At 70.9% G+C, this 20784-nt stretch carries 24 protein-coding genes and 1 pseudogene; 11 read left to right on the top strand and 14 right to left on the bottom strand.

Annotated elements, in window-relative coordinates:
• The gene (locus MUG96_RS18605) at positions 1-201 is read right to left on the bottom strand and encodes a hypothetical protein (protein ID WP_246985241.1); all 201 of its coding nucleotides are present in this window, start codon (positions 199-201) and stop codon (positions 1-3) included.
• 95 nt (positions 202-296) lie between these two features.
• Between MUG96_RS18605 and MUG96_RS18600 the strand changes: the two genes are divergently transcribed.
• The 4 genes from MUG96_RS18600 to MUG96_RS18585 are packed head-to-tail and all read left to right on the top strand — an operon-like array spanning position 297 to position 2665.
• Entirely contained in the window at positions 297-758 is a 462-nt protein-coding gene (locus MUG96_RS18600; protein ID WP_246985239.1) for a 6-pyruvoyl trahydropterin synthase family protein, read from the top strand.
• Positions 758-1576 (top strand): 7-carboxy-7-deazaguanine synthase QueE, encoded by an 819-nt coding sequence (locus tag MUG96_RS18595; protein WP_246985238.1) that lies wholly within the window; start codon positions 758-760, stop codon positions 1574-1576. Before MUG96_RS18600 ends, MUG96_RS18595 begins: the two co-directional genes overlap by 1 nt.
• A gap of 27 nt (positions 1577-1603) precedes the next feature.
• Positions 1604-2320: a 7-cyano-7-deazaguanine synthase QueC gene (gene queC / locus MUG96_RS18590; protein ID WP_246985237.1), complete on the top strand. Its 717-nt coding sequence runs from the start codon at positions 1604-1606 to the stop codon at positions 2318-2320.
• A 39-nt stretch (positions 2321-2359) separates the two neighbouring features.
• Positions 2360-2665 carry a putative quinol monooxygenase gene (locus MUG96_RS18585; RefSeq protein WP_246985236.1) on the top strand — a complete coding sequence of 102 codons (306 nt, stop codon included), beginning with the start codon at positions 2360-2362 and terminating at the stop codon, positions 2663-2665.
• Here the strand turns inward: MUG96_RS18585 and MUG96_RS18580 are convergent.
• Both MUG96_RS18580 and MUG96_RS18575 read right to left on the bottom strand, forming a co-directional pair.
• Positions 2662-3459 (bottom strand): hypothetical protein, encoded by a 798-nt coding sequence (locus MUG96_RS18580; RefSeq protein ID WP_246985235.1) that lies wholly within the window; start codon positions 3457-3459, stop codon positions 2662-2664. The genes MUG96_RS18585 and MUG96_RS18580 overlap by 4 nt on opposite strands.
• A gap of 68 nt (positions 3460-3527) precedes the next feature.
• A pseudogene (locus MUG96_RS18575) lies at positions 3528-3716 on the bottom strand (transcriptional regulator TbsP domain-containing protein); the annotation flags it as partial.
• Between the two features lie 491 nt (positions 3717-4207).
• On the opposite strand from MUG96_RS18575, the gene MUG96_RS18570 reads away from it, so the two are divergent.
• Positions 4208-5245: an NAD(P)/FAD-dependent oxidoreductase gene (locus MUG96_RS18570; RefSeq protein ID WP_246985233.1), complete on the top strand. Its 1038-nt coding sequence runs from the start codon at positions 4208-4210 to the stop codon at positions 5243-5245.
• A 264-nt stretch (positions 5246-5509) separates the two neighbouring features.
• On the opposite strand, the gene MUG96_RS18565 is transcribed toward MUG96_RS18570, so the two are convergent.
• The 4 genes from MUG96_RS18565 to MUG96_RS18550 all read right to left on the bottom strand — a co-directional run bounded on the left by MUG96_RS18565 (position 5510) and on the right by MUG96_RS18550 (position 8268).
• A complete protein-coding gene (locus MUG96_RS18565) occupies positions 5510-5665 on the bottom strand; it encodes a hypothetical protein (RefSeq protein ID WP_246985232.1) in 156 nt (51 codons plus the stop codon).
• A gap of 61 nt (positions 5666-5726) precedes the next feature.
• Positions 5727-6716 (bottom strand): hypothetical protein, encoded by a 990-nt coding sequence (locus MUG96_RS18560; RefSeq protein ID WP_246985230.1) that lies wholly within the window; start codon positions 6714-6716, stop codon positions 5727-5729.
• Between the two features lie 65 nt (positions 6717-6781).
• Positions 6782-7447 (bottom strand): helix-turn-helix domain-containing protein, encoded by a 666-nt coding sequence (locus MUG96_RS18555; protein ID WP_246985228.1) that lies wholly within the window; start codon positions 7445-7447, stop codon positions 6782-6784.
• A gap of 56 nt (positions 7448-7503) precedes the next feature.
• Complete coding sequence (locus MUG96_RS18550) at positions 7504-8268, bottom strand: hypothetical protein (protein ID WP_246985226.1); 765 nt, start codon at positions 8266-8268, stop codon at positions 7504-7506.
• 80 nt (positions 8269-8348) lie between these two features.
• On the opposite strand from MUG96_RS18550, the gene MUG96_RS18545 reads away from it, so the two are divergent.
• The gene (locus tag MUG96_RS18545; RefSeq protein ID WP_246985224.1) at positions 8349-8777 is read left to right on the top strand and encodes a DUF8743 domain-containing protein; all 429 of its coding nucleotides are present in this window, start codon (positions 8349-8351) and stop codon (positions 8775-8777) included.
• A 6-nt stretch (positions 8778-8783) separates the two neighbouring features.
• Here MUG96_RS18545 and MUG96_RS18540 read toward each other — a convergent pair whose 3' ends face one another.
• A complete protein-coding gene (locus MUG96_RS18540; RefSeq protein WP_246985222.1) occupies positions 8784-9698 on the bottom strand; it encodes an SDR family NAD(P)-dependent oxidoreductase in 915 nt (304 codons plus the stop codon).
• Between the two features lie 309 nt (positions 9699-10007).
• Here MUG96_RS18540 and MUG96_RS18535 point away from each other — a divergent pair, with 309 nt between their 5' ends.
• Positions 10008-11258 carry an MFS transporter gene (locus MUG96_RS18535; protein ID WP_246985220.1) on the top strand — a complete coding sequence of 417 codons (1251 nt, stop codon included), beginning with the start codon at positions 10008-10010 and terminating at the stop codon, positions 11256-11258.
• A gap of 42 nt (positions 11259-11300) precedes the next feature.
• Here MUG96_RS18535 and MUG96_RS18530 read toward each other — a convergent pair whose 3' ends face one another.
• Positions 11301-11702, bottom strand: coding sequence for a metal-sulfur cluster assembly factor (locus tag MUG96_RS18530; RefSeq protein ID WP_246985218.1), 402 nt, complete (start codon positions 11700-11702; stop codon positions 11301-11303).
• 1 nt (position 11703) lies between these two features.
• Positions 11704-12801, bottom strand: a complete 1098-nt coding sequence (locus MUG96_RS18525) for an amidohydrolase family protein (RefSeq protein WP_246985216.1) — start codon at positions 12799-12801, stop codon at positions 11704-11706.
• 162 nt (positions 12802-12963) lie between these two features.
• Between MUG96_RS18525 and MUG96_RS18520 the strand changes: the two genes are divergently transcribed.
• The 4 genes from MUG96_RS18520 (at position 12964) to MUG96_RS18505 (ending at position 17128) form a co-directional block, all read left to right on the top strand.
• A complete protein-coding gene (locus tag MUG96_RS18520; protein ID WP_246985215.1) occupies positions 12964-14493 on the top strand; it encodes an amidase in 1530 nt (509 codons plus the stop codon).
• Between the two features lie 96 nt (positions 14494-14589).
• Positions 14590-15759, top strand: a complete 1170-nt coding sequence (locus MUG96_RS18515) for a thiolase domain-containing protein (RefSeq protein ID WP_246985213.1) — start codon at positions 14590-14592, stop codon at positions 15757-15759.
• On the top strand, positions 15756-16712 hold the full coding sequence (locus tag MUG96_RS18510) for a hypothetical protein (protein WP_246985211.1): 957 nt from the start codon (positions 15756-15758) through the stop codon (positions 16710-16712). The genes MUG96_RS18515 and MUG96_RS18510 overlap by 4 nt, the downstream gene beginning before the upstream one ends.
• Complete coding sequence (locus MUG96_RS18505) at positions 16712-17128, top strand: Zn-ribbon domain-containing OB-fold protein (RefSeq protein WP_246985209.1); 417 nt, start codon at positions 16712-16714, stop codon at positions 17126-17128. Before MUG96_RS18510 ends, MUG96_RS18505 begins: the two co-directional genes overlap by 1 nt.
• Before the next feature lie 210 nt (positions 17129-17338).
• Here MUG96_RS18505 and MUG96_RS18500 read toward each other — a convergent pair whose 3' ends face one another.
• The 4 genes from MUG96_RS18500 to MUG96_RS18485 form a co-directional block, all read right to left on the bottom strand.
• On the bottom strand, positions 17339-18172 hold the full coding sequence (locus MUG96_RS18500) for a hypothetical protein (protein ID WP_246985207.1): 834 nt from the start codon (positions 18170-18172) through the stop codon (positions 17339-17341).
• Between the two features lie 86 nt (positions 18173-18258).
• The gene (locus MUG96_RS18495) at positions 18259-18930 is read right to left on the bottom strand and encodes an MBL fold metallo-hydrolase (protein WP_246985205.1); all 672 of its coding nucleotides are present in this window, start codon (positions 18928-18930) and stop codon (positions 18259-18261) included.
• A 25-nt stretch (positions 18931-18955) separates the two neighbouring features.
• A complete protein-coding gene (locus MUG96_RS18490; protein WP_246985203.1) occupies positions 18956-19468 on the bottom strand; it encodes a protein-tyrosine phosphatase family protein in 513 nt (170 codons plus the stop codon).
• A 146-nt stretch (positions 19469-19614) separates the two neighbouring features.
• Complete coding sequence (locus tag MUG96_RS18485; protein WP_246985201.1) at positions 19615-20754, bottom strand: acyl-CoA dehydrogenase family protein; 1140 nt, start codon at positions 20752-20754, stop codon at positions 19615-19617.
• Positions 20755-20784: the final 30 nt, after the last annotated feature.

Here is a 20784-nt window from a genome sequence, read left to right as displayed (position 1 = left end):
TCAGTTCGGCCCGCCGCCGTGTCGGCCCGGTCCCCGCGCAGCGTCGCCCGTGAGCGCGGTCCCGTCCGCGGGCTCGTCCTCGGCGAACGACGGCGCGGCCGCGTCGCTATCCTCGCCACCTTCCTGTGCCGCCAGCGCGTCTTCGAGCGTCGCTTCGAGGTCCTCTTCGACGATGAATCCGGGTGCCAGTCCGAAGCACATACGACACGACAGGGCCCGCGGAGACAAAAACGACCCGCCGCCCGGCCGCGAGGCGCGCCCGACGGAATTAAGTATTCGCTGAATAATCCCCGAGTATGACCACGAGTGGGACGGCGGAGCGCCGACGCGGTGACGCCCTCGCGGAGGCGGGGGAGCGGACCCTCCACGTCGGCCGCGACCGGCCGATCAGAATCAGCACCGGGCACCGGCTTCTGCACCACGACGGGAAGTGTTCGCGCCCTCACGGACACAACTACGAGATCAGCGTCGAGGTGACGGGAGAACTCACCGAGGAGGGGTGGGTCGTCGACAAAGGTGATATTACCCAGGTAATAGACGAGTGGGACCATCGGTTCCTGCTGGAGGCGGGCGACCCCCTCGTCGAGGCGTTCGAGGCGAGCGGCGACGGCGAGAGCGTGGTCGTCCTCGACCACCCGCCGACGGCGGAGGTGATGGCGGTCGTCCTCGAGGAGCGCATGCGGGAGCGGTTCCCGGACACCGTCTCGACCGTCTCGGTCGAAGTGAGCGAAACCGCCGAACTCTGTGCCACCTACTGATGCCGGTCAACGCGGACCGCGACGACGTGTTCGCTGACGAGGGGGCCGACGCGGTCGACGACGAGCGGGCCGGGGACGCACCGGTGGACGCCGAGCACGCCCTGCCGATCAACGAACTGTTCTACTCGCTGCAGGGCGAGGGAACGCTCGCGGGCGTCCCGACCGTCTTCGTCCGCACGAGCGGCTGTAACCTCCGCTGTTGGTTCTGTGACTCCTATCACACCTCCTGGGAGCCGACCCACGCCTGGATGGGAATCGACGAAATCGTCGCCGAGGTCGAGTCCCACGAGCGGGCCGACCACGTCGTCCTCACCGGCGGGGAGCCGATGATCCACGAGGAAAGCGTGACCCTGCTCGACCGCCTGAGTGCGGCCGGCTACCACACCACCGTCGAGACCAACGGCACCATCCACCGCGACGCGCACATCGACCTCGCCAGCATCAGCCCGAAACTCGCCAGCAGCACGCCGACGGCCGAGCGGGACCCGAGCGGCGAGGGCGAGTGGGCCGAGCGCCACGAACAGCGGCGGATCGACGTGGGCGCGCTCGCGGCGCTGGTCGACGACTACGAGAGCCAGCTGAAGTTCGTCGTCACCGGTTCCGAGGACATGCCGGAGATCGAGCGACTCGTCGAGCGCGTCCGAGCGGCGACGACGGCGACGGTCCCGGATTCCGACGTCCTCCTGATGCCCGAGGGCACCACCCGGGCGGAACTGGACGAGACCCGCGAGACGGTCGCCGAACTGGCGATGGAGTACGGCTACCGGTACACGCCGCGGCTCCACGTCGACCTCTGGAACGACGCACCGGGCACCTGAAACGATGCGGAGACGACACGAACACCAATGACCGACACGGACGGCGCAGTGATTCTGGTATCGGGCGGGATGGACAGCGCGACGGCCGTCTACGAGGCGATGGAGCGGGGGTACGAGCCGTACCTGCTCCACACCTCCTACGGCCAGGAGACGGAGGACAGGGAACGGGAATGCGCCGAGGCGCTGGCCGCCGAGGTCGACGCCGCGGACTTCCGCCACGTCGAGACCCGCCACCTCGCGGCCATCGGTGCCTCCAGCCTCACCGACGACGACATCGCGGTCGCGGACGCCGACCTCGACGGCGAGGAGGTCCCCACGTCGTACGTCCCCTTCCGAAACGCGAACCTGCTGTCGATGGCCGTCTCCTACGCGGAGGCAAACGACTGCGGGGCCGTGTTCATCGGCGCACACAGCGAGGACTTCTCAGGGTATCCGGACTGCAGGCCGGCGTTCTTCGAGGCGTTTCAGGGCGTGATCGACGCCGGGACGAAACCCGACACTGACATCGACCTCGTCGCGCCGTTCGTCGAGCACTCGAAGACCGACATCGCCGAGCGGGGGCTGGAACTGGGCGTGCCCTACGAAATCACGTGGAGTTGCTACAGGGCCGAAGCGCCAGCCTGTGGGACCTGTGACGCCTGTGCGTTCCGGCTCCAGGCGTTCCAGCGACTCGGCGTCGAAGACCCCATCGAGTACGCCGAGCGGCCGGACTACACGGAGGAGGACGCCGACGCGCCGACGTGACGGGGGCTTTTTGAGCGGGGGCCGCGACGGTGGAGTACGATGCTCGTTGTCCACGCGGCGTTCCCACTCGACCCCGAGAAGCGTGACGAGGCCCTCGATCAGATCGCGGACCTCGTCGAACAGTCACAGGCGGAAGACGGCATGATCGACTACCGGGCCACGACGGATCTGACCGACCCGAACGTCGTCCGTTTCTTCGAGCAGTACGAGAGCGAGGACGCCTTCGTCGCGCACACCCAGACTGACCACTTCGAGGCGTTCGAGGCAGCCCTGCCGGAGTACCTCGCCGGCGAACCGGAGATCACCCGGTTCGACGTGGACTCGGCGACGGAACTGGACCTCTAGTCCCCGGCCTCGCGCTCCGCGCGCTCCGGGCGGTCCGTGTCGGCGCGGCCGCCCCGCCAGGTCGTCGGGTCGTAGAGGCGGTCGACCTCGCCGCCCTGCTGACGGATCGCGATGGCGGTGGTAAAGAGGAACGCACCGGCCAGTACCGTTCCGACGAGTGCGACGGCCTCACTGACGGCGGCGGGACCGACCGCCAGCGCGGCGGCGTGGTCGGCGATGGCGACGACCGCGAGCGCCAGCAGTGCCGGGACGAACTGCCGGGTCACGGCGGCGATACTCGTCCCCTCCTCGACGCGGACGGTGCCGACGGCGTGATAGAGGGTGTAGCCGGTCGCGAGGGCGAGTCCGGCGAGTTCGAGCGCGGCGACCGCCGGCCCGCTGGAGAGCAGGAACAGCCCCCACCAGGCGCCGACGAACCCGGCGACCACCAGCGGGCCGAGCCACCGGAGCACCTCGTCGGGCACGAGCGAGCGCCCGCCGACCGAGCGGTGGACGGCCCGGACGCCGATGGCGCTGAACAGGAAGACGAACAGCGTCGCGCCCCGGCGGAAGGCGGCCGCGGGGGCGACGCCGGCGGTCTCCGCGAGCCCGGCGACGCCGTAGACGGCGGCGGCGCCGATCCCGACGGCCAGGTAGCGCCACTGCGAGCGGTACGGGGTGGCGATGATGCGGCGGGCGAACCGTCTGAGATACCACAGGAGGCTCGCGGCCGCGACGGCGATCAGCACGTAGCCCAGCAACTGGGCGACTGTCAGCACGGCGGGATCGGTCGCGGATCCCTGAAGCGGGTACATACTCGGACGGAGGGGTTGGACACGTTTCAACCGAACGCCCGTTCTCGGGAACTGAAGACGGGCGTCGGTCAGTCCGAAAGCGCGTCGCGTACCGCGTCGAGCAGGGCTGCACGGGACCGGCCTGCCAGGTTCGGCGGGAGGGTGAGTATCTGCCGGGGGCGGCCCACGTGGCCGGACTGTTTCTCGATGTCGACCACACCGGCATCGGTCAGGTCGGTCTTCACGCGGTTGATCATCGACCGACGCGCCCGCCCCGACCTCGATGCCCAGCAGCCCCGTGTCTCGCTGCATTACCGGCTCGCGACTGTGCGATGACACGTTGTAAAACCGGGGTGCGTTATGTCGGGCGATACGGCGTCGTGACACCGTTCGACGCGGCTCCAACCGCTCCTGCGGGGCGGCGGTCGACGGCGAGGCCAACGACCGTCCACAGCCACCCTGGACAGAACCGAAGTCGGCCGAACCGCTTCGATACGATGGCGTGGGGGCGCCTCTCGCCGGTCGTGGGGGTTATGGGCATCTACACCGACGCCGACGGCCCCGAGTTCTTCACCGAGCGGAGCCTCTCGCACCCGCTGTCGAAACGCACGCGCTACCGCGCCGCGACCGAGTAGCCGGCGTGGCTATCCGGCGTTTCCGTGTCCGTGCCGTCCGGTCGCCGTCGGGTGGCCAGGGGGCCGCGGCGCTGTCGGTCGCCTGCTTCGCCGGGACACCGGGCGTTTAGGGACTCCGGACCCTAGGGGTGGTTATGCCCGAAATCGGAATCGTCGGCGCCGGCGCGGCGAGCGCGGCCGCGACCTTCGTCCTCGAGGAGACGGTCCCGGACGCGGACGTGACGGTCCTCGAGAAGTCCGGCGGCGTCTGTGGCCGCGCGGCCACCCGTCGTCACGCGGACCTCACCTACGACTACGGCGCGAACTACCTGAAATCCGACGACGAGCGCGTCGTCGACCTCGTAACCGAACAGCTGGACGACGAGGGGCTGGTGGACGTGACCGACCCGGTCTACACCTTCGATGGCGACGGCGCGGTGTCGCCGGGCCGGGACGCCGACGACCACAAGTGGTCCTACCGACGGGGCCTCACCCAGATCGCCAAGCGGCTCTTCGGTCGGACGGACGCGACCGTCCACCGACGGACCCGTGTGGAGACGCTCCGCCGCGGCGACGGGGCGTGGACCTGCGTCGACAGTGACGGCGAGGCGTACGGTCCCTTCGACGCGCTCCTGTTGAATCCGCCGGCGCCACAGACCGCCGAGTTGCTCCGGGACGCCGAGTGGGCGGCCGACGCTCGCGACGCCCTCCTCGACGCGGTCGCGGACGTTCCCTACCGGAGCATCTGGACCGCCGTTCTGCACTACGAGTTCGAGGTAGATCGGTCCTACTACGCCCTGGTGAACACCGACGACGCTCACGAGGTCGGCTGGATTTCCCGCGAGGAGTGCAAGCCGGGCCACGTCCCCGACGGCGAGTCGTTGCTGGTCGTCCAGGCCAGTCCGGCGTGGTCGACCGCCCGCTACGACGCCGACCCCGCGGACAACGTCGCCGACCTCGCCGCCCACGCCGCCGATATCGTGGGCGACGACCGGCTGGCGGACCCCGTCTGGTCCGACCATCAGGGCTGGCGGTACGCCCTGCCCGACGAGGGGGTCCTGCACGGACCGGTCCAGTCGGCCGAGGACCACGATCTCTACTGTCTCGGCGACTGGGTGGCCGGCGAGGCGCGCCTGCACGCGGCGCTGGCGAACGGGCTGGACACGGGCGAACGAGTGGCGTACGCCCTGTAGACCGTACTATTCTGGCCGGCGCACTTCCCCCGCCGTCCCGTACCCCGTACTGTCGTCGGCGCGTGGCACACCACGTCCGACCGCCTGCAACGGACCCCCGGCCCCACCGACCGGGAGCGTGACGGGTGCCACGTGACAGGTCCGCTGGCACACCAACCGTCCATGCCGACGACACACCCCCCGGATCCCCTCTCTTCTGTCAGGACGGTCCATCCGGACCACCCTCTCCGTCTCACTCGCTCGGTCGAAAAGAGACGCGTCCGTTCAGCGTCGACGCACGCTCCGAACCGACCGCCGGCCGGTCCGCCGTCGGCGGCGGCGGCGACGCCGGCGGCGGGCGAGCAGGTGCGCGATCACGGCCTTCCGGTCGGCCTGCTTTCGTCGCGGTTCCGTCTCCGTGCTGCGTTGAGTCCGTGACATGGGGCGCAATTATACATTATTGTTCATTATGCATGTCCGCACCCCGCAATCTACGGGGGGTTTATGACTCGGCCCGGGCCGCGACCGGGAGCCAGCCCGGGACTGCCTGCCCGGCGAGGCGGAGGCCGCGGACGAGGAGGCAGGCGGTGAACGCGATGGTGCCGAGTTTGCCGCCGGCACCGACGAAGACGGTCCCGGTCGCGGCGACGAGGAGCCCACAGCACGCGCCGGCGAGGGCCACGAGCCACGCCGTGGGGAGTCGGCGCGGGTGGACCATTCCGGCGAAGGAGGCACAGAACACGACGGCCGCCAGCGCCTCGCCGGCCCCGAAAAGGAGGGGACACAGGAGGCCACCGGCGAGACCGACGAGCGCGGACGCTTCCACCGCGCCGCGGTCGAGGCGGCCGCTCACGACGAACGTCGCGACCGCACCCACGACACCGGCGGGGACGAACCCGGCGGCCGTCGGCGGCGCGACGACCGTTCCGGTGCCGCCGCTGGCCGCGAGCGGGACGGCGACGGCGCTACAGCCGACGAAAGCGGTCGTCCCCAGTTTCCCGCCGTAGCCGGTGAACACGCCGTCGGCAGCCACGAAGACGACGCCCGCGACGACGCCGGCCACGGTGACCGCAAGGGGGTTCGCGAACAGCGCCGGCGACGCCATCCCGACGAAGGCCCCGCAGTAGACCGGGGCGGCGTACCCGGGGGTCAGCCACGCCGCGAGCAGGCCGACGGCCGCGGCCGCGACCACGGCGCCGAGCGCCAGTTCCACGGCCGCCAGTCGGGTCGTCGCTGCGCCCAGAGTCACGGCGGCCACCGTCGCGGCGTCGGCCGTCTCGACTCCCCAACTGGCCTCCGCTTCGAACACCGCCTCGGTCTCGATAGCCGTGACGACGCCGACGATGACCAGCCCGGGCGCCGTCACGAGGAGCGAAAACAGCGTCGACGTGCCCGTGTCGGACGGCGGGAGGCCGAGTGCTGCGCCGCCGATCATCACGGCCGATGCGCCACCGAGCGCGGCGAGCGCGCCGCTCCGAGCGAACCGTCTCATGCACCCGTACCTGTGGCCGGTGGCCGGATGTGCCCGGGGCGTAATAGTGCGGTTCTCGACCCTACCTACCTCACGAGGAGGTCGGCGAGGAGCTTCGACTGGGCGTTCGAGAGGTGTTCGGCGAAGGTGGAGTTGTTGATGCCGAGTTCGTCGGCGACCGCGCTCGCGTTCGCACCGCCCCGGTACTCGAAGTACCCGAGCCGGTAGGCGGTCTCCAGCACTTCGCGTTGACGGTCGGTCAGCCGGCCGCGGTCGACGACCGCCGGATCGCGCCCCCCGTCGTCCGCGGCGTCCGCGCGGACGAGATACCGCACCTCGACGTCCGCCGCTACGCCTTCGAGTTCGCCGACGACGTCCCGGAGTCGGCCGACATCCGGCAGATGCAGCGTGAGCAGGAGTTCCCCGTCGTCGGCGGTCACCTCCGCCACGGGACAGTCGAGTCGCTCGACGACCTCACAGGCACACGCCTCGCCGGCGTCGCGGGTGAACTGATAGACGCGGTCGTCACCGACCGTCAACACCGGCTCCGCGTCGGCGAGCGCGTCCGGACACGCCTCCGCGACTGCCGTCGGAATCCGGAACTCCTCCGTGACCTGCCCGTCCGTCGCCCGCGTCCAGGTCACGTCCCGGACCATCGGTGCCGACGCGTCCGCGTCCGCCGTCGAGAGCGACGCCACCGGACAGCCGGCCGACACGCGTACCGCCAGCCGGGCACGCACCCCGTCTTTCATCATCGTTCGTGTTGGTTTCGCCACGGAAAGGGCTCACGGTCCACGGTCGGCGTTCGTCACTGCGGGTCGGTCGGCCGCGAACACCGTAGACAGAGCGTGCTGTCCGCGACCCAGTTCACGTCCGTCGACCCGCAGTCCGGACAGCGGTGGTGGTCGGTGTCGTACTCGGTCGTGCCACGGGGCGCGGCGAGCAGGCCGTCGGCGACGACCCGCTCGACGAGACCCGGGAACCGCTGGCGCTTGTACCGTGCCCGGTGGGCGAGGAAGGCGCCGGGGTCGCTCGGGTCCGAGCCGTGGAGGTCCTCCCACTTGACCGCGATCTCGCCGTTCGCGGGGCCACGGGCGACCTGCTCGAGCGGCGCGGCGGCGGCCTCGAACAGCGGCGTCGTCCCCCAGTACTGCGGATCGTCGATCCCCTCGCCCGCCGACTCGTAGGCCGCGGCGGCGGCGTCGTAGGCCTCGCTCGCGCCGTCCATCCCCGCGACGGTCCGGAAGTCCGCGACGACCTCCCGCAGACAGGCGTGCTGGACCGGCCGGTCGAGCCCGGTCTCCAGGTCGCGGGTGACGGCGACGCCCTCGACGCCCCGGCGGGTCGCCCGGCCGTCGCGGTCGGCGACGCGGTAACAGACCCCGGCGACGACGAGGGACTGGAGGCCGCGCCCGACCCACCCTTTCTCGTCCGGCTCGAAGGGGTCCTGTCCCTCGCGCGGGTCGGCGAGGGCGCGCCGCCCCGCACGGGTGTAGGCGTCGCCCGCGCGCTCGAAGTCCCGGGCCGCCAGCGCCGCGACCGCACGTTCTCGGTGACCGCCGTCCTGACTCATACACACGCCACGGGCGGGACCGATACGAACCCTGCGGTCGGCGACGGAGGGGATTTGCCGCCCGCGCCCCTCGCTCACACATGGACCGCTCCGCCGCCGACGCACCCGGCGACGCCCGCGTCTGTGTCGTCGCTACCCGACCCGATACCTTCGAGCGGTGCCGCGAGGGGGTTTACCCCGCGCCGCGGGGCTACGACCGCACCCGCGAGGCCTTCGACTACGTGGCGTTCTACCGGACGGCACCGGTCTCGGCGATCACCCACTTCGCGCCCGTCACCGATCGCGTCGAGCAGTCCCGCGGCGAGTCGGGACCGATGACCGGGGCGGACTGGGCGGCGCTCGTCGACCCCGTCTCCGACGCCGAGACGGTCGTCGTCTTCGAACTCGGCGAGCTCGTCCCCCTCGATTCGCCGGTCGAGAACGACCGCTCCGGCGTCCGCGGGGCGTGGTACTGTACGGTCGCGGACCTTCGGGCGGCGGCCACGCTCTCCGAACTGGCCGGCCGATAGAGTGACTCAGTCCCCGACGGCGTCGGCGAGTGGGTCCTCGATATCGAGCAGGTCGGCGCTCCGTTCCCAGAGCGCCCGCGCCAGCTCGGGGTCGCGGGCGGTGCCCGAAGGGGTCTTCGACCGTTGTTTCGCGAAGTAGCGGCCGGAGACGCCGTCCAGGTCCGGGGCGACGGCGGCGTTGAGCAGGGCCGCGGCGCCGTCTTCGACGCTCGTCACGAGTGGGATGGCCTCGAACAGTTTCAGCGCGCTCGCGACCGGTCCGGGGAGAAAGCGCGCGAAATCGGAGCCGGGAATCGCGCCGGGGTGGACGGCGTTGGCCGTCACGTCGCGCCCCGTCGCTTCGAGCCGGCGGTCCAGTTCCCGCGTGAACAGGACGTTCGCGAGCTTCGAGCGGTTGTACGCGGACAGGCCGGAGTAGGAGTCGACCGACGCGACGGCGTCGAGGTCGAGACTCCCGCCCCGGTGGGCCTCCGAGGCAGTGGTGACGATTCGCCCGCCCTCGGGGACGACGTCGAGTAACTCGGCCGTCAGAAGGTACGGTGCGAGGTGGTTGACGTGGAAGGTGTACTCCACGCCGCTGTCGGTCAGTCGCCCCTCCCGGAAGAAGCCGCCGGCGTTGTTCAGGAGGTGGTCGAGGTCGTCGACGGACTCGCGAACGGTCGTGGCGAGGTCGCGGACGGCGGTCACGTCGGCGAAGTCCGCGCGGACGAACTGCGCGTCCGCCCCCGTCGCGTCGAGGTCCGCGACGACGGCCTCGCCAGCCTCGGCGTCCCGGCCGTGGACGATCACGTCGGCGCCGAGTCGGCCCAGCGCGAGCGCGGTCTCCCGTCCGATGCCGCTGGTCGATCCCGTCACGAGGGCGGTCGTCCCGTCGAGGTCGGCGTCGGCGACGCCGGCCCGTTCCTCCGGTGGTCGTGCCATCACACGCGCTAGGGGCGCGACCGACAAACCGTCGTCGCCGGAACGGGGGCCCCACCCCAGAAGCGGGGGGCTAGTCGGCGTTCTGTTCGTCGCGACGCCGTTTCCGGACGCGCTGTCTGCGAATCCGGTCGGCGACGTCGCCGTCCGTCGAGGCTGTGTCGGTCGTCATGGGGACCACACCGACAGGGCGGCTGTCGGCGTTTCGACGGTCGGAACCTGGAATAAAAGCCTTCACGGAGACTACAACGTCGATTGTACCGACCGGGGCGACACGAAACGCTCATTCGCCTCGCGCGGGGACCCTCGTCCGTGACCGACAGGACCCCGCTCCGGTACGCCCTCCTCGGACTGGGGTCGCTCGCCTACACCTGCCTGATGTTCGTCTGGTTCTCGGTGGCGGCCTTCCTCACCGAAATCGTCGCCGCGCTGTCGCTGTCGCCCACGCAGGCCGGCCTCCTGACCGGCGCCGTCCCGCTCACGTACGTCCCCGTCGCCCTCTTCGCCGGGTATCTCACCGACCGAATCGGCCCCTACCGCGCCATCGGCGGCGGGATGCTCCTGTTCGGCGGGGCACAGGTCGGGCGGGCCGGCGCGACCGGGTTCCCGGCCATGCTCGCGCTCACCGTCGTCGTCGGCCTCGGCGCGACGACCATCACCTTCGGCCTCCCGAAACTCGTCTCCGAACTGTTCCCCACCGACGAGGCCGGCCTCCCCTCCTCGATCTACGTGCTCGGCTCGTTCGCGGGCATCGCGGCGGCGTTCAGCATCGGGAAGGGGGTACTCGGGCCGCTGCTGGGCGGCTGGCGCCCGGTCTTCTCGCTGTCCGGGCTGGTCGTTCTCGGCTACGCCGTCCTCTGGCTGGTCGTCGTCCGACTGGTACCCCTCGACGCGCTCCGGGTGGCCGACGCCGAAGCCGCCGCTGCTGCCGCCGACGGGGGCGGCGAGGCGGGGGCGGCGACGGTGACGGGACTGGCGTCGCTCCGGCGGAACCTCGGGTTCGTGTTCGGGAGCCGCGGGATGCGGCTGCTGGTGGTCGTCGGCGTCGTCTACCTGCTCGTGGTTCACGGCCTCCAGAACTGGCTGGCGACGGTGCTCGAGGCCCGCGGCACGGGGGCGACGCTCGCGGCGACGGTGACGACGGGATTCGTCGCGGCAGAGGCCGTCGGGACGCTCGCGGTGCCGCCGCTGTCGGACCGACTGGGCGACCGCGGGGGCGTCGTCGCGGCCTGTGGCGGGGTCTGTGCGCTCGGGATGACGGCGCTCGCGGTCCCTGGTGTCCCCTTCGCCGGTGCCGTCCTTGGCGCGCTCGTCGTCGGTGTCGGCGTCGGCGGCCTCTCGCCGCTGGTGCGGCTGATTCCCGCGGAACTGGAGGACGTGGGGCCAGCCCGGACCGGCACCGCCGTCGGACTCGTGTTCGCCGTCGGCGAACTCGGCGGCTTCCTCGGCCCGTTCCTCATCGGGTCGCTGTTCGGACTCAGCGGCTCGTACGCGCCCGGGCTGGCGGTGCTCGCGGTCGGCTGTCTCGCGGCGGTCGTCGCCGGCTGGCGGCTCCCGGTGTGAGTCAGGGGACGACGACGGTACTACGGGACTCCCCGCCCCGCGTCACTCGTCGGCGAGCGGGATGGCCGGCGCGGGGGCGTCGCCGCCCCGTTCCTGCTGGTAGCGGTCTGCGAGTGCCTGCTGGTGTTCGCGTCGCCGCTCCTTCGCCGAGTCGGCCATCATCTCCTCGCGCCAGTCCATGCCCGCGTCCGTCGCGAGCGTCACCTCCTCGACGCCGTCCAGCGAGCCGACCCGCTCCTGGGCCTGCTCGATGAAGTAGCCGACCATCATACACGACGGCGACGTGATGCGCAGGTCGATATGAACCGACCCGTCCTCGACCTCGATGGCCTTCAGCAACCCCATCTCGACGATGCTGATGTCGGTACCTCGGGCCTCGCTACAGGGGTCGACGATCTCGTCGAGTCGCTCGCGGACGGCGAGCGGCGACGGTTCCCCGGCCACGTCAGTACACCTCCGCGGCGGCGTTCGTCCGCGAGAAGGCGTCGGCCAGGCCCTGCTCCGAGACCTCTTTGCTGAAGTCGTCGTCGGCGATGGCTTCGCGTGCCTCGTCGATGTCGATGCCCACGAGGTCGGCGTAGTTGCGGCCGAGCATGTTCCGCTTGTGCTCGTCGGTGATCTCGGGCATCGGGCCGAACTCGATACCGCGCTGGCTGATGTCCTCGGGCCAGCTGAAGTCCCGGAGCGCCTCCAGCTCGGGCTGTGGGTGGTAGGCCATCGCGGCCGACCCCCAGTACATCCGGTCGAGAACGGCCTCGCCGCCGATGGAGACGATCTTCGCCAGCGTCTCGGCGAAGGCTCGTTCGTTCGCGGCCAGTTGCACGCCCAGCGTCTCCATGTTGATGTGGAGGTTCGGGAACCGCGCCATCTGCCAGGCGGTCTCCTCGGTGAACGCGAGGCCGCCGTGGACGATGCCGAAGTCAAGCTCCGGGAAGTTCGCACACGCGTCGTCGACGTCGCCGGGGTGGTAGGGGTCCCGCGGAACCGGCCCGAACGGGATGGCCTTGTGCACCTCGATGAGGTCCAGGCCGAGGTCCTTCGCCTTCTCGAAGACGGGGTAGGCCACGTCCTCGTCGTCCATCCGCCAGCCCTCGTGGAAGTCCTCGCCCCAGTGTGAGGGGTAGAGCTTCAGTCCCACGGGGTCGAGGGCGTCGACCTGCTCCTCCAGGGAGTCCTCCCAGCCGTCCCGGAGCGGGTCGACGTTGGCGAAGGGGATGAACCGCTCGCCGTACTCCTCGTCGGCCTCGATGGCCTTGTCGTTGCCCGTCAGTCCGTCGTGGAAGGCGTACAGCGGGAGCGACTGGAACGTCGCCAGGTCCGTGTTGCTCTCCAGGAAGAGCATGTTCGCGGTCTCCTCGACGGTCCAGTCCCGGATGTAGCCGTCGCGGGTCACGCGATAGCCCGGCGGGGACGCCGCGTCGACCGTCCCGTATATCATCTCGGTGATGCCCTGTGCGTGCTGTTCGTTCCGGTAGTTCGACGGCGCGAGGTTGTACGCGTGAACCACCGCGTCGATGATGAAGGTCTCGTCGAGGTCTATCATCGTGTGTCGGGTGTCGTCTGTCGAGTCGCGGGTCGTGTTTGTTGGTAACGATGCCCATGCAAAGATGGGGACGATTTACAAATAGTTACCGGTGAACCGGGGGGCAGTACCGTGGCACGTGGTACCATAACGATTACCTCATCGCCCCCGTATCGTGTGGTCATGTCGGAAGTCCCACCGAACATTCGACCGCCGACGCCGGAGGAGATCAGGGAGAAGGCCGCGAAACACCACATGTCGCTGTCCGACGAGGAGGTCGCCGACTTCGCCGAGGCCATCGCCGGGACGCTCGAGGGGTACGAACGACTCGACGAGATTGCGCCGCCCGAGCGCTCCAGCGAGTACACCGACCGCGACCCGGGCCACCGTCCGGACCGGGAGGAGGACCCGCTGAACGCCTTTGTCAGGAAATGCGAGGTGACGGGGGCGGACTCGGGACCGCTCGCCGGCTACGAGGTCGGGCTGAAGGACAACGTCGCCGTCGCGGGGGTCGAGATGACCTGTGGCTCGAAGATGTTCGAGGGGTACGTCCCGCGCGAGGACGCGACGGTCGTGACCCGCCTGCTCGACGCCGGCGCGACGATCACCGGGAAAACGAACATGGAGGACATGGCCTTCTCGGGGAGCGGCGAACTCTCCGCGACCGGTCCCGTGTTGAACCCCCGGGACGACGACTACATCGCCGGGGGGTCCTCGAGCGGCTCCATCGCCGCCGTCGTGAACGGCGACGTCGACGTTGCCATCGGCGGCGACCAGGGCGGCTCCGTCCGCATCCCGGCGTCCTGGAGCGGGGGCGTCGGCCACAAACCGACACACGGCCTGGTGCCCTACACCGGTATCGCCGGGCTCGGCCGCTCGTTCGACCACACGGGGCCGATGGGTACCTCCGTCGAGGACTGTGCGCGCGTGCTGGACGCCATCGCCGGGGCCGACGGGCTCGATCCGCGCCAGGGCGCGACGCCGACACAGGAGTACGAGGCCGCGCTGGGGAACGATCCGTCGGACCTGACCGTCGGCATCGTGATGGAGGGGTTCGGCCACGAGGAGAGCGAACCGGGCGTCGACGAGACGGTCCGCGAGGCCCTCGACGCGTTCGCGGACGCGGGGGCCGACGTGACGGAGGTCTCGGTCCCGATGCACCTCGACGGCCTGCCCATTTGGAACGGGATCGCGATCGAGGGGACGGCGGCGACGATCGACGCCGACGGCATCGGCCACTACGGCAAGGGCCACTACGACACGGCGTTCATGGACGCGTTCGGTCGGTCGCGGCGGGCCAACGCCGACGACTACCTGAGCACGCTGAAACTCACGCTCGTCCTCGGGCAGTACCTCGCCGACGAGTACCGGAGCCACTACTACGCGAAGGCCCAGAACCTGGGCCGGAAGCTCGCCGACCGGTACGACGAGGCGCTCGCCGACGTGGACGTGCTGGCGATGCCGACGACGCCACAGACCGCACACGAACACCGCGAGCACCTCTCCCGGCTGGAGGTCATCGAGCGGGCGCTGAGCATGCTCCACAACACCGCGCCGTTCGACGTGACCGGCCACCCGGCGCTGTCGGTTCCCTGTGGCACCGCTGACGGACTTCCCGTCGGGCTGATGTTCGTCGGCGAGCGGTTCGACGACGCGACCGTCCTCGGTGCTGGGGATGCCTTCGAGGGGAGCGTCGACTGGCAGTCGAACTGATACCGGCGACCGAGCGCGGCGACGGAGCGAGCGAACGCGTCGGGCGTTGACGGGACGAGGGAAACCTTTTATTCCCGGTTCGGGCGAGAGACGAGTATGCGCGAGGCCTACGTCGTGGGCGCGGCCCAGACCGACTTCGGGTCGTTCCCGCGGGAATCCTACCGATCACTGTTCAAATCGGCCTTCGACCGGGCGGCCGACTCGGTCGACGGCGCGTTCGACCGCACCGAGGTCGACGAGGCCTACGTCGGCACGCTCGGCGTCGGCGGCCGCCAGTTAGGCCTGCCCGGCCCGGCCGTCACGGAGTACGCCGGCCTCGACGGCGCGGCCTGCACCCGCGTCGAGAACGCCTGTGCCGCCAGCGGCACGGCGCTCCGGCAGGCCGTCATCGCCATCCGGGCCGGCGTCGCCGACATCGCCGTCGCCGGCGGCTTCGAGGTCATGACCGACATGAGCGGCGACCGCACCCGCTACTGGCTGGGCGTCTCCGGCGAGACCGAGTGGGAGCGGATGGCCGGCACCACCTTCGCCGGCGTCTACGCCCAGATGGCCGACGCACACATGGCCGAGCACGGGACCACGCGCGAGCAACTCTCCCGCGTGGCGGTCAAGAACCACGGCAACGGGGCGGAAAACCCCCACGCACAACTGGGATTCGAGTGTTCACTGGAGGACGCGATGGACGCGACCGTCGTCGCCGACCCGCTCAACCTCTACGACTGCTGTCCCACCTCCGACGGCGCGAGCGTCGCCATCCTCGCCTCCCGCGAGGCCGCCGAGGCACTCACCGACGACCCGGTGCAGGTCACGGGCGCGGGCCAGGCCAGCGGCCGCGTCGGCCTGTTCCAGCGGCCCACGCTGACGGGCATCCCGGCGACCGGGGACGCCGCCGAGGAGGCCTACGAGGACGCGGGCGTCGAACCCGACGACATCGAGTTCGCGGAGGTCCACGACTGCTTCTCCATCGCGGAACTGCTGGCCTACGAGGACCTGGGCTTCTGTGAAAAGGGCGCGGCCGGCGAGTACATCGAGAGCGGCGCGACGGAGCCCGACGGCGAGCGCCCGGTCAATCTCTCCGGCGGCCTGAAATCGAAGGGCCACCCCATCGGCGCGACGGGGACCGGCCAGGTCGTCGAGGTGTTCAAGCAACTCCGCGGCGAGGCGGGTGATAGGCAGGTCGACGGCCTCGGTCGCGGGCTGGCGCACAACGTGGGTGGCTCGGGCGGGGCCGTCACCGTCCACGTCTTCGAGGAGGGGTGGGCGTGACGGGGATCGCCGCCGCCGGGGCCTACGCGCCCCGGTTCCGGATCACCGCCGACGAATTCGCCGAGGCGTTCGGCTCCTTCGACGCTGCCGGGGTCTCCGAGAAGGCAGTCCCCGCCGCCGACGAAGACAGCGTGACGATGGCGGTCGCGGCGGCCCGTGACGCGCTGGCCGGCGGCCCGGTCGACCGCGACGAGATCGCGGGGCTGGCGGTCGGGTCGACGACGCCGCCGGTCGACGAGGGCGACGTGGCCGCGCGGGTCGCGGAAATCCTCGGACTCGGTCGCGGCGTCGAGACGAGCGTCCACACCCAGTCGACGCGGGCGGGGACGCGGGCGGTCGTCGACGCCGCGCGGATGGACGGCCCGGCGCTGGCCGTCGCGGCGGACGCCCCCCGCGGTGACCCGGACGACGCGCTCGGCCACGCCGCCGGCGCGGGCGCCGTCGCGCTCGTCCTGGCCGACGACGGCCCGGCCTCGGTCGAGGAGACCGCCCACTACACTCGGGAGTTCGCGGGGACGCGCTTCCGGGAACGCGGTTCCGACACCGTCGACGCCTACGACGCGACGGCCTACGAACGGGACGCCTACGCCAGCGTCGTGGCGGGCGCGGTCGACCGCCTCGATTCGGTCGGCGAGGTCGTCGCGCCGACCGCCCCGGACGGGAAACTCCCCTACCGCGCGACGAGCGGTATCGACGCCGACGCCGAGGTGGTGCAGGCCGCGGACGAACTGGGCGACACGGGCGCGGCGAGCCCGCTGTTCGGCCTGTGTGCGGCGTGGGCGGACGGTGCCTCGTCGGTGACTGTCGTTGGCTACGGCGACGGCGCGAGCGCGGACGCGCTGACCGTCTCCGGCACGCTCGCGGCCGACTGGGACCGCGAGACCGAGCAAGTGACCTACGCCGAGTACGCGCGCAAGCGTGGCTACGTGATCTCCGAGGGGGGTGACCACTGATGGGGGCGTACCTGAGCGCCCCGACGTGGTGGCGGAACCTCGACGGCCGCTACCGACTCGTTCTCGGTGAATGCGAGGAGTGTGGCGCGGCCAACTTCCCCGCGGAGGGTGCCTGTGCGGCGTGTAACGCAACGGACGGGTTCACGGAGTTCGAGCCCGAGGGGACCGGCGAGGTGGTCACGCGGACGGTCATCACGGGCGGCGCGCCGCCGGAATTCGGCGACCTCATCGACCGGGAGGGTCCCATCGGGACCGTCATCGTCGAACTCGACGAGGGCGTGCGCGTGCCCGGGATGTTGACCGACTGTGACCCGGAGACGGTCGAGCGCGGCGACCGCGTTCGTGCCGTCGTCCGCCGCATCTACGAACAGGAAGGCGTCGTCCGCTACGGCTTCAAGTTCCGCCCGGGCGAGTGAGTACAGTCGCTCGGCTCGTCGGTTTCGCCGGTCTGTCCTACCACACCAACTGCTCGGGAACTGAGAGAGTGAGAATGTGTCGCCGGGTCGGGGTGGGGGATGACCCGGCGACGGGGGGTGGGGGTGGGGGGTAGCGGCACGTTGCGTGCCGTATCAGTTATTGACCGGTCGAGGGTAATAAAAGCACCCCTCGAATTATCAGTGTTGATTCTACCCCCCGCGGTCGACGGGGAGTGCGTTCCCGAGGCGCCGGCCCAGTTCGTCGCTGGCGGCCGCCGCGACGGCGCGGGCGTCGAGGACGTGCCAGCGGTCGGTGAAGGCGGCCAGCCGCGGTCGCGTCCCGTACTCGCGTGCCGTTCGCCCGGGCGAGACGGCCTCGACGGCCTCGACGTACACGAACTCGGTCCCGCCGAGAGCCACCGTCAGCGGGTCGGACGCGAGCAGCTCCGCCGGGAGGTCCGCCCGGGCCACGAGCGTCGCGCAGTGCCCCTCCGGCATGAGCAGTGCCGTCCGGCAGTCGAACGCGTCGGCGGCGAGCAGGCCGGCCAGGAGGACGGCCTTGTCGTCGCAGTCCCCCTCGCCGTCGACGAGCGTCTCCGCGGGGAAGCGGACGTACTCCAGTCGTCCGGTCGATTCCCGGTCGGTCGCGTAGTCGATTCCGGCGGTCAGGGCCTGCACCGCGCGGAGTCCGGCCCCGCGGCTCGCCGCGAGCCGGCGGATGCGGGCCGCCAGCCGGTCGAGCACGTCCCACCCGCGGGCGGCGGCCATCGCCGCGGCGAACGAGTGGGTCGCGCTCCGGGCGCGGCGGTACCGCCCTGCGGGCACGTCGACGCCGACCCTCTCGTGCCCCTGCTCGGCCGGGACGGTGAACGCCCGCTGTATGGGTTCTTCGCCGCCGCCGGAGCGACCCCTGGCGACACACCCGGCGAGGGCCACCCCCGCGCCGAGAGTGCCGAGCAGTCCCCGCCGCGTCCACCCCGCCCCACCGTCCGTTCGGTCGTCCGTTCGATACGACGGCGTCGAGTGGCGGCGCGACTCGTCCATCGCGTTCGTACGGCAGGGCACACGGTGCGCGAAAAACGACTGCTATGACCGGTATAGCGGTCTGTATTGAGACACGTACACAATAGTCAGCGACGAGAGGCGATCTCCCGGATACGGTCGCTGTCGGCCTCGACGAACCCGCCGTGGTAACAGAGGACCCGCTCGATGCCCCGATCGGCCAGCCGCGCGGCGGAGTCGAGCGCGCGGTCCATCTCCGGCGTGAACTGCTCGCTCGGACCGGCCAGCCCCTCCTCGTCGGCGGTCAGGGCGTCGGCGGCCAGCAGGAGGTCCGCGTCGGGGAAGTACAGGGAGACGTGGCCGGGGGCGTGGCCCGGCGTGAATACGGCGTCCATCGGGCCGGCGTCGGTCCGGAAGCTGACGCCGTCGACCAGTTCCACGTCCACCTCGACCGGCGGGTAGCGCTCGCCCTCCGAGGACTTGATCGGCTCTTTCCGGCCGTCGAGGTAGGGTGCGCAGTTCGCGTGGGCGTAGACGACCGCGCCGGTGCGGTCCACGACCTCCCGGAGCGCGCCGGCGTGGTCGCCGTCCTGGTGGGTGACGAGCACCGCCCGCACGTCGTCGAGGCCGAGGCCAGCGTCCTGGAGTGCCGCGTCGAGCTGGTCGAGCTCGCCCGCGTACCCGGCGTCGACGAGCAGGAGGCCCGTCGGCGTCTCCACCACGGCGGGGTGGATCGTGACCGTCCGGTCGCCCCGCTCGACCGTCTCGGTCAGCGCGTGTACCCCTGGCGTGAGTTCCATGCCCACGGCTACGTAACGGAGCGTGTTACCGTTTACCGTGGGTGCCTACGCGAGCGAGCAGGTCCAGCAGGTCCGCCTCGGTCGCGTTCCCGTCCCGGACGGCCTCCCGCGGGGCGCGGGGGACGGGCGCGTTCTCGACGGCCGTGACGGCATCCGCCGGTGCCAGCCCGCGGTCGTGGACGAGCCACGCGGCGGCGACGACGCCGGTCCGCCCGAGACCCGCGTTGCAGTGGACGGCGGCCCGGCCCCCGTCGGCGGTCGCGGCGTCGAGCCGTTCGAGCGCCCGCCGGAGCCGGTCGGGACTCGGGAGGTGACGGTCGCGGATCGGGACGTGGGCCGTCTCGAAGGCGTCGGCGTAGCGGTCAGGGAGCTTCCAGCGCGAGGCTTCGCCCGCCGAGAGGAGACAGCAGACGGTGTCGACACCGCGGTCGGCGAGTGCGGCCGTCCACGCGTCCACGTCGCCGCCGAGGTGGCCGGGCCGGCAGGCCCCGAAGACGGCGGCGTCGGGGGCGACGGGACCGAGGTTCGCGCGGTTCACAGCCGTCGCTAGGCGGCCGACGACAAAAGGAACGCGGCCCCGCGCCGCGCGGCGGCGCCCCGGTATCGGTGGCGCGCCGCCTCCGGCGAGTGGCGCCCCCGGTTTCGGGTCGGGTCCGGCGAGCCGAACCCCCGGGCGTCGACCGCCTACAGCAGGCGGTCGGCGATGATGTTCTTCTGGATCTCGCTCGTGCCCTCGTAGATCTTCGTGATGCGGGCGTCGCGGTAGTACCGCTCGGCGGCGTGGTCGGTGACGTAGCCGGCCCCGCCGTGGACCTGCAGGCCCTCGTCGGCGACCTCGACGGCGCGCTCGGAGGCGAACAGCTTCGCCATGCTGGCGTACTTCGCGGCGGTCTGGTCGTCGCCCTCCTCGACGTGGGTGGCGGCGCGGTAGGTCAGCGAGCGGGCGGCCTCGACGTCGGTCGCCATCTCCGCGAGCTTGTGCTGGATGGCCTGGAACTCGCCGATCTTCTGGTCGAACTGCTCGCGCTCGCCGGCGTACTCCGTGGCGGCGTCGAGCGCGCCCTGGGCGGCGCCGACGGCCTGGGCGGCGACGCTCGTCCGGCCGGAGGCGAAGAAGTCCATGAGCTGGTAGAAGCCTTTGTTCTTCTCGCCGATGATGTTGTCCGCCGGGACGCGGACGTCGTCGAGGATGACCTCCGCGAGGTCCGAGGCGCGGATGCCGAGCTTGTTGTTGATCTTCTCGGTCTTGACGCCCTCGGTGTCCATCGGGACGAGGAAGGCGGTGATGCCGGCGTGGCCCTCCCCGGGGTCGGTTTTCGTCATGCAGACGCCGACGTCCGCGACCGTCCCGTTCGTGATCCACATCTTGCTGCCGTTGATGACGTACTCGTGGCCGTCCTGCTCCGCGTGGGTCTCGATGCCGGCGACGTTCGAGCCGTGGGCGGGCTCGGAGATCATCGAACAGGACGCGGAGTCGCCGGCCGCGATGGCCGGCAGGTACTCCTCTTTCATCCACTCGTCGCCGTACTTGACGAGCATGTCCGTCCCGAACCCGGCCGAGCCGACCGCGCTCCCGATGCCGGGGTCGGCCCGCCAGAGTTCCTCGGTCACGAGGATCGACGACCCGAGTTCCATCCCGGCACCGCCGTACTCCGTCGGGATGTTCGGCGCGACGAAGTCGTACTCGGCGGCCTTCCGCCGGATCTCCTCGGGATACTCCTTGTTCTCGTCGTGTTCCCGAGCGACCGGCTCGATCTCGTCCTCGGCGAACTCCCGGACGGCCTCCTTGATCGCGCGTTGTTCGTTGGACAGCTGGAACGACATATCCCGTCTTTAGGACTTCACTGTAAAGTA

The organism is Halorientalis marina, assembly GCF_023028345.1.
GTDB lineage: Archaea > Halobacteriota > Halobacteria > Halobacteriales > Haloarculaceae > Halorientalis > Halorientalis marina.
Note: the sequence above shows the minus strand (reverse complement) of the source record. Positions and strands in the feature narration are given on the sequence as shown.